General features: G+C 59.6%; 15 protein-coding genes. 4 read left to right on the top strand and 11 right to left on the bottom strand.

What is annotated here, in order from left to right:
• The first annotated feature begins 1 nt into the window (after position 1).
• The 3 genes from K4O48_RS15740 to K4O48_RS15750 all read left to right on the top strand — a co-directional run bounded on the left by K4O48_RS15740 (position 2) and on the right by K4O48_RS15750 (position 2,369).
• Complete coding sequence (locus K4O48_RS15740; protein ID WP_222909317.1) at positions 2–838, top strand: hypothetical protein; 837 nt, start codon at positions 2–4, stop codon at positions 836–838.
• On the top strand, positions 835–1,731 hold the full coding sequence (locus K4O48_RS15745) for an ABC transporter ATP-binding protein (protein ID WP_222909318.1): 897 nt from the start codon (positions 835–837) through the stop codon (positions 1,729–1,731). The genes K4O48_RS15740 and K4O48_RS15745 overlap by 4 nt, the downstream gene beginning before the upstream one ends.
• A 200-nt stretch (positions 1,732–1,931) precedes the next feature.
• Complete coding sequence (locus K4O48_RS15750) at positions 1,932–2,369, top strand: YtoQ family protein (protein ID WP_222909319.1); 438 nt, start codon at positions 1,932–1,934, stop codon at positions 2,367–2,369.
• A gap of 153 nt (positions 2,370–2,522) precedes the next feature.
• Here the strand turns inward: K4O48_RS15750 and cysN are convergent, their stop codons facing one another.
• From cysN to K4O48_RS15765, 3 genes are all read right to left on the bottom strand, one after another.
• Positions 2,523–4,421 (bottom strand): sulfate adenylyltransferase subunit CysN, encoded by a 1,899-nt coding sequence (gene cysN, locus K4O48_RS15755; protein WP_222909320.1) that lies wholly within the window; start codon positions 4,419–4,421, stop codon positions 2,523–2,525.
• A gap of 12 nt (positions 4,422–4,433) precedes the next feature.
• Positions 4,434–5,351 carry a sulfate adenylyltransferase subunit CysD gene (gene cysD / locus K4O48_RS15760; RefSeq protein ID WP_200636524.1) on the bottom strand — a complete coding sequence of 306 codons (918 nt, stop codon included), beginning with the start codon at positions 5,349–5,351 and terminating at the stop codon, positions 4,434–4,436.
• 175 nt (positions 5,352–5,526) lie between these two features.
• Positions 5,527–6,285, bottom strand: coding sequence for a Nif3-like dinuclear metal center hexameric protein (locus K4O48_RS15765; protein ID WP_222909321.1), 759 nt, complete (start codon positions 6,283–6,285; stop codon positions 5,527–5,529).
• Between the two features lie 184 nt (positions 6,286–6,469).
• Between K4O48_RS15765 and algW the strand changes: the two genes are divergently transcribed.
• On the top strand, positions 6,470–7,627 hold the full coding sequence (gene algW, locus K4O48_RS15770) for a Do family serine endopeptidase AlgW (protein ID WP_222909322.1): 1,158 nt from the start codon (positions 6,470–6,472) through the stop codon (positions 7,625–7,627).
• Between the two features lie 33 nt (positions 7,628–7,660).
• Here algW and hisC read toward each other — a convergent pair whose 3' ends face one another.
• From hisC to K4O48_RS15810, 8 genes are all read right to left on the bottom strand, one after another.
• Positions 7,661–8,716, bottom strand: coding sequence for a histidinol-phosphate transaminase (gene hisC, locus K4O48_RS15775; protein ID WP_222909323.1), 1,056 nt, complete (start codon positions 8,714–8,716; stop codon positions 7,661–7,663).
• Between the two features lie 124 nt (positions 8,717–8,840).
• Positions 8,841–10,151, bottom strand: a complete 1,311-nt coding sequence (gene hisD / locus K4O48_RS15780) for a histidinol dehydrogenase (protein WP_222909324.1) — start codon at positions 10,149–10,151, stop codon at positions 8,841–8,843.
• Between the two features lie 130 nt (positions 10,152–10,281).
• Positions 10,282–10,911: an ATP phosphoribosyltransferase gene (hisG, locus tag K4O48_RS15785; protein WP_222909325.1), complete on the bottom strand. Its 630-nt coding sequence runs from the start codon at positions 10,909–10,911 to the stop codon at positions 10,282–10,284.
• A gap of 115 nt (positions 10,912–11,026) precedes the next feature.
• A complete protein-coding gene (gene murA / locus K4O48_RS15790) occupies positions 11,027–12,292 on the bottom strand; it encodes a UDP-N-acetylglucosamine 1-carboxyvinyltransferase (protein ID WP_222909326.1) in 1,266 nt (421 codons plus the stop codon).
• Positions 12,293–12,393: 101 nt separating this feature from the next.
• A complete protein-coding gene (locus K4O48_RS15795; protein ID WP_222909327.1) occupies positions 12,394–12,633 on the bottom strand; it encodes a BolA family protein in 240 nt (79 codons plus the stop codon).
• Between the two features lie 97 nt (positions 12,634–12,730).
• Positions 12,731–13,213, bottom strand: a complete 483-nt coding sequence (locus K4O48_RS15800) for a phosphate-starvation-inducible protein PsiE (RefSeq protein ID WP_222909328.1) — start codon at positions 13,211–13,213, stop codon at positions 12,731–12,733.
• Positions 13,213–13,539, bottom strand: a complete 327-nt coding sequence (locus K4O48_RS15805; RefSeq protein ID WP_222909329.1) for a lipid asymmetry maintenance protein MlaB — start codon at positions 13,537–13,539, stop codon at positions 13,213–13,215. The genes K4O48_RS15800 and K4O48_RS15805 overlap by 1 nt, the downstream gene beginning before the upstream one ends.
• A complete protein-coding gene (locus K4O48_RS15810; RefSeq protein ID WP_222909330.1) occupies positions 13,532–14,185 on the bottom strand; it encodes a phospholipid-binding protein MlaC in 654 nt (217 codons plus the stop codon). Before K4O48_RS15810 ends, K4O48_RS15805 begins: the two co-directional genes overlap by 8 nt.
• Positions 14,186–14,187: the final 2 nt, after the last annotated feature.

Here is a 14,187-nt window from a genome sequence, read left to right on the forward strand (position 1 = left end):
TATGCGTAGACGCACTTCGCTATTCCTCACTCTTCTGGCATTCGCCCTGTTCGCTACCATCGCCGCCTGGCGCGCCCAGCAACCAGTGCTGCTTACGCCGCAACTCGTCACCGACCGGGTTGTAATTCCTGCACCATTGCTGGTCGCGCTGCACGGCGGCGATCGCTTCCTCACTGCCAACCTTGAAACCATGCGTCTGTCCGCCACCGGCATGGATGATCGCGGTGTGGATACCGGTTACCTGGTCCGCACCCAGCGCGAGGTCGCCCGCCTCAACGCCTGCCATGAAGACAACTACTATCTCGCCAACGGCCTGCTGACCTGGGGCGGTGCGGTAGACGAAGGCAACGAGGTGCTGCGCGCAGCCGTTGAATGCCGCTTCTGGGACGAATTCCCGCCGTTCTTCTATGGCATCAACCTGTCATTCTTCCAGCGCAACAATGAAGAAGCCGCTCGCGTGCTGGAGATAGGCGCAGCGCGCTCGACACAGAACGGCGCCGCCATGCTGAAGCTAGCAGTGATGCTGCGCGCCGAGCAATTCGCCGATGAGCGCCTGGCGCTCAACTACCTGACCCAGCAGCGCGACAGCAGCGCTGACCCCAAGCTGAAGGACATGCTCGACAAGCGCGTCATTCGCCTGCAGGGCTTGATCGATCTGCGCGCGGCTCAGCGAAAATACCAGGCAGAACACGGTCCTTTGCTGGATCTACAGCTACTGGTCGACCGAGCTATCGTTGCCGAACTGCCAACCGACCCTTTGCGCCTTGGCTATGAGCTGCGTGACGGGCACGTCGAACTAAAGAAATTGAAGATTGCCGGACTGGAGGAACAGCCTTGAGCGCAGCCGTAGAGTTTCAGGGTGTCAGCCATACCTACAGAGCCAAGGGCAAACAGGTTCAGGCTGTGCGGGATGTGAGCTTCAGCTTGGCCGAAGGCGAGGTGTTCGGCTTTGTCGGCCCCAACGGCGCCGGCAAGTCCACGACGATCAAGGTCCTGCTGGACATCATTAACGACTATCAGGGCAAGGTGACGCTGTACGGCATTGATGCCCGACGGGCCGAAGCCCGACAGGGCATGGCCTATGTGCCGGAAGCGCCGGCGCTGTACGACCAGTTCACACCGCTCGAAATCTTGCGCATGGGCCTGTCCATGTACGGCATCAAACGCAGCGATGCGGATGCCTGGTGCTTGCTGTGGCTGGAGCGATTCTCCGTGGATGGCACCGGTAAAAGGCGGATGCGCGAACTCTCCAAAGGCAACGCACAACGGGTCGCATTGGCTCACGCCATGGCGGTCGAGCCACGCCTGCTGATCCTCGACGAGCCGCTATCCGGCCTTGACCCGGTGGGCCGCAAGGATGTGGTCGAAATCCTCAATGAGTACAAGAAACAAGGTGGCGCGATTTTCTTCACTTCTCACGTGCTGCATGACGTGGAGCGCATTGCCGACCGTTTCGGCTTTATCAACAAGGGCCAGCTGGTCACTGTTCGCTCACCACGCGAACTGGCCGCCGAACGCGCTGATTGTTTTATCCTACGTTACCAAGCGGATCAGTCGCTTACACCAGCGTGCATCGCGCTTCGCCCCGGCGAGTTCGAGTGCGAGCTTGCGCAAAGCGAGCTACCGGCAGCCATCGCGCAGCTGGGCAACACTGGCGGCCACCTGCTGACTGTCAAGCCTGCCGTATCGCTAGAAACCGTGTTCTTCCGCATTCTCGCCGAAGCCTCCTAGGCGTAATCGTACAGACCGCCTTTTGACGGGATGCACGTTGTTGCGCCGACCATAGGCCCCATTCGCCGCGAGGCGCGCCTCCTACAGAAGCTTGATCATCCGCTGAGCATTTTGCCAGTGGCTGGCCTTGAGGCTTCTACCGGGCTAGCATCGAGCCTTCTTTGCCAAAGCGCAGCGCAGCCCAAATCTCAGGAGGATTCATGAGCTTTACCGTTTATCTGTCCGGCGAAATTCACACCGACTGGCGCGACGAGATCAAGCGTGGCGCCGCCGCAGCCGGATTGGATGTGCTATTCACCTCAGCCGTAACCGATCACGAAGCCAGCGATGCCGCCGGCGATTGCCTAGGCGCCGAGCCCAACGCCTTCTGGCGCGACCACAAGTCGTCCAAGGTCAATGCAATCCGCACCAAGACGCTGATCCAGCAAGCGGACCTCGTGGTGGTGCGTTTTGGCGACAAGTACAAGCAGTGGAACGCGGCGTTCGATGCCGGCTACTGCGCGGCGCTGGGCAAGCCTTATGTCACGCTGCATGGCGACGACATTGTGCACCCGCTGAAGGAAGTCGATGCAGCCGCCATGGCTTGGGCCACCACCACCGAACAGGTCGTGGAAATTCTGAAATACGTAGTGCAGTAAGGCCCGGAGTGAGTTGCAGGTGCCACGTATCAAATCCGCGGATCATTCTTAACCGATCCGCCTGCCAAACAAAAAGAAACCCCGCTACTTGGGCGGGGTTGATCATCAGCTGAACGCCCTGGCTACCCAAGGCGGAACGTCTTAGTACATCGATCAGATAGCGCCACGCTTGCGCAACAGATCGATCACCTGCTTGGCACTAGCCTCGACCGTCAGCGACTCCGTGTCGATCACCAGATCAGCATTCACCGGCACATCGTAGGGAAACGACTCGCCTGGGATGTTGTCGCCGCCAGCCGCGTACAACCCCTGTGGATCGCGCTGCTGGCAGGCCTGCGGGGACGCCTGAGCATAAACGGTGATAGCCCGATCAGTACCGATTAGCGCTTTGGCCTGTTCGCGTCCTTCAGCATCCGGAGCGACGAACGCGGCGAGGGTCAGCAGGCCCGCCTCGTTGAACTGACGCGCCACGTGGGCGGCACGGCGCCAATTTTCGGTACGACCTGCACGGTCCTGCGGAAGACCTTTGTTCAGGTCGTGGCGCAGGTTCTGGCCGTCCAGTACGTAGACGGCGCGGCCCATGTCGAACAGCTTGCGCTCGACCGCATAGGCCAGGGTGCTCTTGCCGGCACCGGACAATCCAGTAAACAGCACGGTTGCCGGCTGCTGACCGAAACGGCTGGCACGCTCTTCGGTCGAGACGTGAGCAAGAGCACCATGATGTCCAAATGAGCCGTGGGCGACCGGGTCGGCGATGATCATGCCTGCGCCAACGGTGCCGTTGGTGAGGCGGTCAATGATGATGAACGAGCCGGTAGCCGGGTTCGTCGCATAGCCGTCCAATGCAATCGGCGCGTCGAGGCTGACCTTGACCCGCCCGATCTCGTTCAGCTGCAGGCTACTGGCCGGGCCATACTCCAACGTGTTCACGTCCACCCGATGGGTGATGCTGGCAATCGAACCGGGCACGTAGCTGGTGGCGCGCTTGATGTCATATTTCTTGCCCGGCAGCATCGGCTCTTCGGCCATCCACACCAGCATGGCGTCGAAACTGTCAGTGATGCGCGGCTGGTTGTCAGCGTGTACCAGCATGTCGCCACGCGACACATCGATCTCGTCCTCAAGCGTCAGCGTGATGGCTTCGCCCGGGGTCGCCTGCTCCAGCTCGCCGTCAAACGTGACGATGGATTTGACGGTGCTGCGCTTGCCGGACGGCAAGACCACCACCTCGTCACCCTTGCGCACGATGCCGCTGGCCAGTGTGCCAGCGAAACCACGGAAGTTGAGGTTGGGACGATTGACGTACTGCACCGGGAAGCGCAGGTCCTCGAAGTTGCGGTCGCCCGCGATCTCGACGCTTTCGAGAATTTCCATCAGCGACTGCCCTTCATACCAGGGCGCGCGCTCGGAACGGTTGACCACGTTGTCGCCCTTGAGCGCGGACATCGGCACGAAGTGCAGCGACGACGGTTTGAGCTCGATACGCTCGGCAAAGGCCAGGTAATCGGCCTTGATGCGCTCGAACACCGACTGGTCGAAGTCCATCAGGTCCATTTTGTTGATGGCCACGACGATGTGCTTGATGCCCAGCAGCGAGGTGATGAAGCTGTGGCGCTTGGTCTGGGTCTGCACGCCGTAGCGGGCGTCGACCAGGATGATCGCCAGGTCGCAGGTGGAGGCGCCGGTTGCCATGTTGCGCGTGTACTGCTCATGGCCAGGAGTGTCGGCGATGATGAACTTGCGCTTGGCGGTGGAGAAATAGCGGTAGGCGACATCGATGGTGATGCCCTGCTCGCGCTCAGCCTGCAGGCCGTCGACCAGCAGCGCTAGGTCGACATCATCGCCCGTGGTGCCGGATTTCTTCGAATCGCGGGTAATTGCTTCAAGGTGATCTTCATAGATCATCTTCGAGTCGTGCAGCAGGCGCCCAATCAGGGTGCTCTTGCCGTCGTCGACGTTGCCGCAAGTGAGAAAGCGCAGGAGCTCTTTGCGCTCGTGCTGCGCCAGGTACGCGAGGATGTCCTCGCTGATCAAATCAGACTGATGAGACATGGTGCGGAATCCTTAGAAGTAGCCCTGACGTTTCTTTTCTTCCATCGAACCTGCCCCATCGTGGTCGATGACACGGCCCTGACGTTCGGAAGTACGCGTCAGGAGCATTTCCTGGATGATCTCGGGAAGGCTTGACGCCGTAGATTCCACCGCGCCGGTCAACGGGTAGCAGCCTAGGGTACGGAAGCGGACCATGCGCTTCTCGATGCGTGCCTTTTCCTCATCGGTGAGATGCTCGAGGATGCGCTCGTCGTCGATCATGATCAGCGTGCCGTTCTTCTCGATGACCTCGCGCTCGGCAGCGAAGTACAGCGGCACGATCGGGATTTGTTCCAGATAGATGTATTGCCAGATGTCCAGCTCGGTCCAGTTCGACAAGGGGAAGACGCGGATGGACTCGCCCTTCTTCACGTTACCGTTGTAGACATTCCACAGCTCGGGGCGCTGGTTCTTCGGGTCCCAACGGTGCTTGCTGTCGCGGAAAGAGTAGACACGCTCCTTGGCACGGGACTTTTCTTCGTCGCGGCGGGCGCCGCCGAAAGCGGCATCGAAACCATGCTTGTCGAGCGCCTGCTTGAGACCCTCGGTCTTCATGATGTCGGTGTGCTTGGCGCTGCCGTGAGTGAACGGATTGATGTCCTGCGCCACGCCATCCGGGTTGATGTGCGTGATCAGGTCCAGATCCATCTCATTTACCATCTGCTCGCGGAAGCGGTACATCTCCTGGAATTTCCAGCGGGTATCCACGTGCATCACCGGGAACGGCAGACGACCCGGGTAGAAGGCCTTGCGCGCGAGATGCAGCATCACAGCCGAATCCTTGCCGATGGAGTAGAGCATCACCGGGTTGTCGAACTCGGCGGCCACCTCACGGATGATATGGATGCTTTCCGCCTCCAGCTGTTTCAGATGCGTCAGTTTGTCGACCATGGCTACTCACGAATATGCAGGTGGACGGCCGGCACGGCCGGAACGAAGGCGCAACTTTAACACGGCATAAAATTCTAATCAGGCCGCTGCTTAGATCTAAAAGCTCTAGCTTTATACCGCAGCAACCCCGCCATGCCTCCCGCGTAAGCAGGCCCGTCGATGCATTCAAGTCGTGTCAGGCTGGATTGGGGCAGTCGATAAAAAGGTGCTCGACCGCAAACCGCTTCGCCAGATAATCGCCCAGCGCCTGCACACCATAACGCTCCGTCGCATGGTGCCCGGCCGCGAAAAAACTCAACCCATTTTCACGCGCACTGTGCACGGTGGGCTCCGAGACCTCTCCGGTCAGGTAGGCATCGACGCCAGCCATTACGGCTCGATCGATATAACCTTGCGCGCCTCCGGTACACCACGCGATCCGCCTGATCACCGCGGGGCCTTCGATCATCAGGGGCTCGCGCCCGAGCGTTGTCTGAATGCGTCGCATGAAATCGACGGGCGTCAGTGGCGTGTCGAGTGAACCGACGAGGCCCACCGAACGCGGATTGTCTGGCTCCAGCGGGCCCTCCACGACCAGCCCAAGCATCCGCGCCAACTGAACGTTGTTGCCCACTTCGGGATGCACATCCAGAGGCAGATGATAGGCAAGCAGGCTGATGTCGTTGTTAAGCAGCGTTTTCAACCGACGCTGCTTCATGCCGACGATGCGTGGATCTTCGTTTTTCCAGAAATAACCGTGATGGACCAGGACGACATCAGCGTGGGCGTCGACCGCCGCATCGAGTAACGCCTGGCTAGCGGTCACACCGCTCACGATGCGGCGCACCTGCGGCCGCCCTTCAACCTGCAGTCCGTTTGGGCAATAGTCGGAGATCTTGGCTACGCCTAGGTAACGGTCGGCCTCGTCCACCAGCGTAGTCAGCGCAACAGCCATAAAGCACCTCCTTAATGATTGCCCGACAGCAGCGGCCGGGACGAATAGAAATGGGATTAAGCTTGCTCATGCTTTCGCCGCAGTTTTGCTACGGCAAAGCTGCATTTCGTCGCCGGCTTCGTATAATGCCGCCACCTTAAGGGCCGCTAATGCCCTCCGCAACCTGTCCGGATTCCGAACTGCGATGATCAATGCCCTGCGTTTCTTTGGCTGGCCGTTGCTGGTGGGCCTGCTGGTAGCCCTGCTGATCATTCAGCGCTACCCCCACCTAGTTGGCATGAACGCGCAGCCGGAATACAGCCTGCAGCAGGCACCGCTGGTGGGCATACCGCAGCAAGGCCCTTATTCCTATGCCAACGCGGTAAGTAGTGCAGCACCGGCGGTGGCCAATCTCTACACCACCAAGCTGATCGACAGCGCTAGCGAAAAGCCCATGCTCAAGGACGATCCGCTATTCCAACGGTTCTTCGGCGAAAACTTGCCCCGCCAGCGTCGTATGGAGTCCAGCCTGGGTTCGGCGGTAATCATGAGCCCAGAAGGCTACCTGCTGACCAACAATCACGTCACTGCCAACGCTGAGCAGATCGTGGTGGCGTTGCGCGATGGCCGCGAAACGCTTGCGCGAGTCATCGGCAGCGATCCGGAAACGGATCTTGCAGTGCTGAAAATCGATCTGGCTGACCTGCCGGCGATCACCATAGGGCGCTCCGATGGCATCCGCATCGGCGATGTGACACTGGCGATCGGAAATCCGTTCGGGGTGGGCCAGACCGTGACTATGGGCATCATCAGCGCGACCGGCCGCAACCAGCTGGGGCTCAATACTTATGAAGACTTTATCCAGACCGACGCGGCCATCAACCGCGGCAATTCCGGTGGCGCGCTGGTCGACACCGCGGGTCATCTGATCGGCATCAACACGGCGATCATTTCCGAATCCGGTGGTTCGCAAGGCATCGGTTTCGCCATTCCCGTAAAGCTCGCCATGGACGTGATGAAATCTATCGTCGAGCATGGCCAGGTGATTCGCGGCTGGCTCGGGGTGGAAGTGCAATCCCTGACGCCGGAGCTGGCGGAATCCTTCGGTCAGGCGGGTCGACCAGGGATCGTCGTTGCAGGCGTCTATCGAGAGGGGCCCGCCGAGCGCGCAGGCTTGCGACCGGGCGACCTGATTCTTAGCATTGATGGCCATCAGGCGAGCGATGGCCGCACCTCGATGAATCAGGTTGCCCGCGCACGGCCGGGCGATATGATCGATATCGATATACTTCGCAACGGTACGCCGCTGACACTGACCGCTGAGGTGGGGATGCGCCCACTGGTAGAGAAAAGCCCTCAATAGTGCGCACGCAACCTTCCGGTTGCGGCGCGTCGTCTAGACAATCCCTTTAAGCGCACCGATTAATGCCTGATTCTGTTCCGGCGCGCCAATGGTAATTCGCAAGTACTGCTCGATCCGCGGCTGCTTGAAGTGGCGGACAATGATGCCCTGCTCTCTAAGATCGGCAGCCAGCGTCGCAGCGTCGTGCTGTGGATGACGGGTGAACACGAAGTTGGCCGCTGATGGCAGCACCTCGAAGCCCATCGCTTCCATTGCTGCGGTAACCGACTCGCGGCTAGCAATTACCTGCCGACAGGTCTGCTCGAAATAAGCGCGGTCTTCGAACGCAGCTGCCGCGCCGGCAATCGCAATGCGATCCAGCGGGTAGGAGTTGAAGCTGTTCTTGATGCGTTCCAGCGCCTCGATCAGGTCCGGATGCCCGATAGCCAAACCGACTCGGAGCCCCGCCAATGACCGTGACTTCGAAAGCGTCTGGGTGACCAGCAGGTTCGGATAGCGATCCACCAACGCAACGGCCGAAATGCCACCAAAATCGATATAGGCCTCATCCACCAGCACAACGGAATCGGGGTTCGCCTGAAGCAACCGTTCTATAGCGTCGAGCGCCAACGCGCATCCAGTCGGTGCATTGGGGTTGGGAAAGATGATCCCACCGTTGGGTCGAGCATAGTCAGCGACATCGATCTGGAATCGTTCATCCAACCTAACGGTTTCATAGTCGATACCGTACAAGCCGCAGTAAACAGGGTAGAAACTGTAGGTCACGTCGGGAAACAGCAAGGGCTTCCCATGCTGAAACAGGCCATGAAAGGCATGGGCGAGCACCTCATCCGATCCGTTGCCAACGAACACTTGGCTCGGTTGCACCCCATAGAAGTCAGCAACTGAGCACTTGAGGCGTTCGCCATTAGGGTCTGGATACAGCCGCAAGCTGTCGCCTAGCTCGGCCTGCATCGCCGCGATCGCCTTCGGCGATGGGCCATAGGGGTTTTCATTAGTGTTGAGCTTGACCAGGTTGATCAGCTTCGGCTGCTCCCCTGGAACATAGGGGACCAGGTCCTTGACGAAAGGGCTCCAAAATTTGCTCATCTGCCCTTCACTCCTCAAAACATGAATTGTTTGCCATCAGACGGAACACGGCTACGCGTATAACACGGCCCGATTGACCAAAGCGGACAGGCAAAACGCGTGTACTCAGCAGGTGTGTTTTTCGCTAGTGCTTAATTCGATACTCGGCACTGCGTGCGTGAGCGGTCAAGGACTCGCCCCGTGCCAGCACTGAGGCGATCTTGCCCAGCTCAGATGCGCCTTCGGCCGAGCAATTGATGATCGACGAGCGTTTCTGAAAGTCGTAAACACCGAGCGGTGACGAGAATCGAGCGGTTCCTGACGTGGGAAGTACGTGGTTTGGGCCAGCACAATAGTCGCCCAACGCTTCGGCAGTGTAGCGGCCCATGAAAATCGCGCCTGCGTGGCGAATCTGCGGCAACCATTGCTCAGGATCGGCTACGGACAGTTCAAGGTGCTCTGGCGCAATGCGATTCGCCACCTCGATTGCCTGCTGCATGTCAGCGACTTGAATCAGCGCCCCGCGACCCTGCAAGGATGCGCGGGCGATCTCACGGCGCTCCAGCGTCGGCAGCAGGCGGCCAATGCTTTCGGCAACTCGGTCAAGAAATGCCGCGTCCGGACTGACCAAAATCGATTGCGCATCTTCGTCGTGCTCGGCCTGGGAAAACAGGTCCATGGCAATCCAGTCCGGGTCGGTTTGACCGTCGCAGACCACCAGGATCTCAGACGGCCCGGCGATCATGTCGATCCCAACCTTGCCAAACACGTGACGCTTGGCAGTGGCGACATAGATATTGCCCGGCCCGACGATCTTGTCCACTGGCGGCACGCTCTCGGTGCCGTAGGCCAGCGCAGCGACCGCCTGGGCTCCGCCGATGGTGAAGACCCGATCGACCCCGGCAATGCAGGCCGCCGCCAGCACCAGCTCGTTGATCTCACCGCGAGGGGTGGGCACAACCATGACCACCTCGGGTACTCCGGCCACCTTCGCCGGAATGGCGTTCATCAATACTGAAGACGGGTATGAAGCCTTACCACCCGGCACATAGAGTCCAGCACGATCAAGGGGGGTGACCTTCTGGCCCAACACGGTGCCATTGGCTTCGGTGTACGTCCATGAATCCTGTTTTTGCTTTTCATGGTAACTACGGACCCTCGCTGCCGCGGCTTCCAGCGCCTGGCGTTGGGCCGGGCTGATTCGGGTGAGCGCCAGCTCGAGGCGCTCACGGGGCAGGATCAGATCGGTCATGGAGGCGACCTCGAGCCCGTCGAAACGCTGAGTCAACTCAACCAACGCCGCATCCCCGCGCTCACGTACGGCCTTGATGATCTCCATCACACGCTGATTGACGCCATCATCAGAAACGCTCTCCCAGCTCAGCAGATGATCCAGGTGCCGAGCAAACTCAGGATCAGCAGCATTGAGTCGGCGAATGTCGATGGGAGCAGTCATAGCGGGCCTCACGGAAGATACGGACTGGCTGATTCAGGTGCCTTAGGTTAACAAGCCGACGGCGCGGGCACCTGAGAATTTCGGCTATGGCCTGCATAGGCGAATCGGCTGCGCAGGAGCCAGGCGAACGTTAAGCGTGCTGCGCAACGGCGCTCTGCAGCGCATCGATAAGCGCCTGAATGCGCGCATGCTGCATTTTCATTGACGCCTTGTTGACCACCAGTCGCGAACTGATCATGGCGATGAGTTCCTGCGGCTCCAGCCCGTTAGCCCGGAGCGTATTACCGGTATCCACGACGTCGATAATGGTGTCAGCCAGGCCCACCAGCGGCGCGAGCTCCATCGACCCATACAGTTTGATGATATCCACCTGACGACCTTGCTCGGCGTAGTAGCGCTTGGCGACATTGACGAACTTGGTAGCGACCCGCAGACGCCCTTTGGGCGCTGGCGCACCAACTCTGCCAGCCGTCATCAGCTTGCAGTTAGCGATTTTGAGGTCCAGCGGCTCGTACAGCCCTTGGCCACCGTATTCCATCAGCACATCTTTGCCGGCCACCCCGAGATCCGCCGCGCCGTGCTCGACGTAGGTCGGCACATCCGTCGCACGGACGATCAACAAACGCACATCATCCTGCGTAGTCGGGATGATCAGTTTGCGGCTCTTTTCTGGATTTTCGGTCGGGACGATACCGGCCGCGGCAAGCAGCGGAAGCGTGTCGTCGAGAATGCGGCCTTTGGACAGGGCAATGGTGAGCATGGACGGATATTCCTTGGTGCCTGTTGTTGCCAACCTTGGCGTTGGCCTTGGCGTTCGCGGGGCTGATCGCAGCCGCCGGCACTATGCGCTAGCGGCTGCGGCCCTTAGCCATTAGCTAGCCCGGTACGCGGCGAATCTTGGCGCCGAGCAGCTGCAGCTTTTCCTCGATGCACTCGTATCCACGGTCGATGTGATAAATGCGATCAATGAGCGTATCGCCCTCTGCAACCAGCCCGGCGATGACTAGGCTCGCCGATGCGCGCAGGTCAGTCGCCATGACCGGAGCGCCCTTGAGCTTCGGTACGCCGGTAACGATAGCGGTATTCCCCTCGACCAGGATCTGCGAGCCCATGCGGTTCATTTCGTAAACGTGCATGAAGCGGTTTTCGAACACCGTCTCGATAACCGTACCAGTACCTTCGGCCACCGCATTCATGGCAATGAACTGCGCCTGCATGTCGGTCGGGAACGCGGGGTACGGCGCTGTGCGAACATTCACCGCTTTCGGTCGATTACCTTTCATGTCCAGCTCGATCCAGTTACTGCCGGTATCGATAAAAGCGCCCGCTTCCTCGAGCTTATGCAGCACCGCCTCGAGTAAGGTTGCATCGGTGTCCTTGAGCTTTACACGACCGCCGGTTGCTGCGGCTGCGACCAGGTATGTGCCCGTCTCGATGCGATCGGGCATCACGCTGTAGCGGCCGCCACCGAGACGCTTGACGCCATCGATGGTGATGGTGTCGGTGCCCGCACCGGTGATCTGGGCACCCATGGCATTGAGGAAATTGGCGAGGTCGACGACTTCAGGTTCACGCGCGGCGTTTTCCAGCACGCTGCGGCCATTGGCCAGCGCCGCCGCCATCATGATGTTCTCGGTACCGGTCACGCTGACGATATCGAAGAAGAAGTGCGCGCCACGCAAACCACCTGCTGGCGCCTTGGCTTTGATGTAACCGCCTTCGACATCAATCTGGGCGCCCATCGCTTCGAGGCCGCGGATATGCAGGTCAACAGGTCGCGATCCGATGGCGCAACCACCCGGCAGGGCGACCTCTGCCTCACCGAAGCGCGCAACCATCGGGCCGAGGACGAGAATCGAGGCGCGCATGGTCTTGACCAGCTCGTAGGGCGCCACCAACGTCTGGATGCTGCTCGCATCCACTTCTACGCTGAGCTTCTCGTCGATAACCGGCTGTACGCCCATACGGCCGAACAGTTCGATCATGGTGGTGATGTCGTGCAGGTGTGGCAGGTTGCAAACGGTTACCGGCGTATCGGCCAGCAAGGTGGCTGCCAAGATGGGCAGAGCCGAGTTCTTGGCACCGGAGATACGAATTTCGCCATTAAGGCGCGCACCGCCGGTAATAATCAATTTATCCATGGATGTTCCCGTAACCCGCAGGCTCGAAGCGCTGGCGAAGAAGAGCCGTACGCGGCGTCAATGACGGCGCACGGGCTGAAAATGTATGTCGCAACCGGCAATCAGCTACGTGCAAGCCAGTCGGCATGGCTGAAGAACTTCATCGTGACGGCGTGAATACTGCCGTCCGCAATCCAGGGGTTCAGGTGGGCATAGATCTGTTGTTGCCGCTTGACCGGGCTCAGACCAGCCAACTCGTCGCTGATCACGTTCAGCTGAAAGTTGCAGCCTTCGCCCTCGACTTCCACCTGTGCGCCTGAAAGCTTCTCTTCCAGGAAATTCTTAACTTCTACGGCCTGCATGTTCAACCTCGATCGGCGCCGGACGCGCGCGGCCGGCCATCATACAAAAAAGCCCTTGAGCTGCGAACCCCGAAGCCGCTTGGGGTGACGAAGCTCACTACTCGAGGGTCTCCGCCTCGCTATCCGGCCGGCGCGGGTGTCGATTGCCCGCCGTTACCGCGGGAAACTTCGAAGAAGCAAAGCGCACCACGAGGATCGCCACGGCCAGCAGCAGAATCGCGCCTGAAATATAGACGACGCCCATGTCGGGTCGATGATGGTGCGAAACATCGGAAATCAGCAAACGCGTGAGCGCAGTGATCGCCACGTAGATAAGGAAGCGCACGGGCATATGGTTGGTCTTGAAATAGATGCCAACCATTGCGCCAAGCTCAAGGTAGATAAACAGCAGCAGGATGTCGTCAACACTGATGCTGCCTTTGTCGAGCATTCCCAGAAACGCGTCCAGACCTGCCCAGGCCGTAACCGCCCCGATAGCAAACAGGGACAGGTAGTGAAAGGTTTCGACGAACAGGTTACCCAGCGACTCGGCGACGGCGTGTACCTTGCTGCGTGCCGACTCAGCCCAGCGCAGCAGCATCAGATAGCCCCTTCCGAATCGCCTGCCAGAGGAAGGATTTCCAGCAGCCCAGATACCTTAGCGATTTCGCGCATGTCCTCAGGGACACCGATGATTTCCACCTGACGCTCGGACGCCCGTGCGTCGCGGGTAAAAGCGAGCAACAGTGAAAGCCCAACGCTGCTGGACTTTTCCACAGACGAACAATCGATCAGCAAACGTTCGCCTTTGCCCGCACGGATCAAGGCTTGACCGGCCTGGCGCAAAGCCGGGCCGGACTGGTAATCGAGCACACCGAAAAGCTGCAGCTCGCCGCTGTCTCCCCGCTCGACACGCGCGTTACTCATCGTCGCCCGCTGCCTGCTGGCCCGCCTCAGTGTCCTTGGCGCGCGCGACTACCTCTGCCCAGCCATCGATCGTCTTATCCAGGTCGCCGCCATTCTTTTGCATGGCATCTGCGAATTGATCGCGGAATAGCTTGCCAATGTTGATGCCATTGATGATCACGTTACGCACGCGCCATTCGCCACCTTGATTGACCATTGTGTAGGACACGGGGTAGATCTCGCCCTGGCGGCCGGTGACTTCCATACCGACACTGGTACGCTCAGCGTCTTGCTTGCCGCTCGCCGGCAGCACACGTATCTGCTGGTTGTTGTACTCCAGGAGCGCGTTGCCATAGAACTGCATGAGGCTGCGCTTGAAGTTCTCTTGGAAGCGCGTCATCTGTGCAGGGCTTGCGTTGCGCGAATACTTAACCGTCATGATGCTTCGTGAGATTCCTTCCGCATCCACCACTGGACCTAGAATCTCGTTGAGCGATTCGTAGAAGGCGTTCGGGTCCTGACGGTATTGGTCTTTATTCGTTTTGAGATCCGCGAGCAGCTCATCCGTGGTTTTCTGGATCACTTCGTGAGCACTCGGGGCGGCCAAGGCCAGCATCGGCAAGGCGGTCAGCAACACCAGCACGCCACGGCGCAGGGCAGTCATCATAT

The sequence above is a fragment of the Pseudomonas sp. DNDY-54 genome (assembly GCF_019880365.1).
GTDB classification, from domain to species: Bacteria; Pseudomonadota; Gammaproteobacteria; order Pseudomonadales; family Pseudomonadaceae; genus Stutzerimonas; species Stutzerimonas stutzeri_P.

Coding starts and splice junctions, on each gene's coding strand:
- K4O48_RS15740 (WP_222909317.1), top strand. CDS start 2: ATGCGTAGACGCACTTCGCTATTCCTCACTCTTCTGGCATTCGCCCTG.
- K4O48_RS15750 (WP_222909319.1), top strand. CDS start 1,932: ATGAGCTTTACCGTTTATCTGTCCGGCGAAATTCACACCGACTGGCGC.
- cysN (WP_222909320.1), bottom strand. CDS start 4,421: ATGTCTCATCAGTCTGATTTGATCAGCGAGGACATCCTCGCGTACCTG.
- cysD (WP_200636524.1), bottom strand. CDS start 5,351: ATGGTCGACAAACTGACGCATCTGAAACAGCTGGAGGCGGAAAGCATC.
- K4O48_RS15765 (WP_222909321.1), bottom strand. CDS start 6,285: ATGGCTGTTGCGCTGACTACGCTGGTGGACGAGGCCGACCGTTACCTA.
- algW (WP_222909322.1), top strand. CDS start 6,470: ATGATCAATGCCCTGCGTTTCTTTGGCTGGCCGTTGCTGGTGGGCCTG.
- hisC (WP_222909323.1), bottom strand. CDS start 8,716: ATGAGCAAATTTTGGAGCCCTTTCGTCAAGGACCTGGTCCCCTATGTT.
- hisD (WP_222909324.1), bottom strand. CDS start 10,151: ATGACTGCTCCCATCGACATTCGCCGACTCAATGCTGCTGATCCTGAG.
- hisG (WP_222909325.1), bottom strand. CDS start 10,911: ATGCTCACCATTGCCCTGTCCAAAGGCCGCATTCTCGACGACACGCTT.
- murA (WP_222909326.1), bottom strand. CDS start 12,292: ATGGATAAATTGATTATTACCGGCGGTGCGCGCCTTAATGGCGAAATT.
- K4O48_RS15795 (WP_222909327.1), bottom strand. CDS start 12,633: ATGCAGGCCGTAGAAGTTAAGAATTTCCTGGAAGAGAAGCTTTCAGGC.
- K4O48_RS15800 (WP_222909328.1), bottom strand. CDS start 13,213: ATGCTGCTGCGCTGGGCTGAGTCGGCACGCAGCAAGGTACACGCCGTC.
- K4O48_RS15805 (WP_222909329.1), bottom strand. CDS start 13,539: ATGAGTAACGCGCGTGTCGAGCGGGGAGACAGCGGCGAGCTGCAGCTT.
- K4O48_RS15810 (WP_222909330.1), bottom strand. CDS start 14,185: ATGATGACTGCCCTGCGCCGTGGCGTGCTGGTGTTGCTGACCGCCTTG.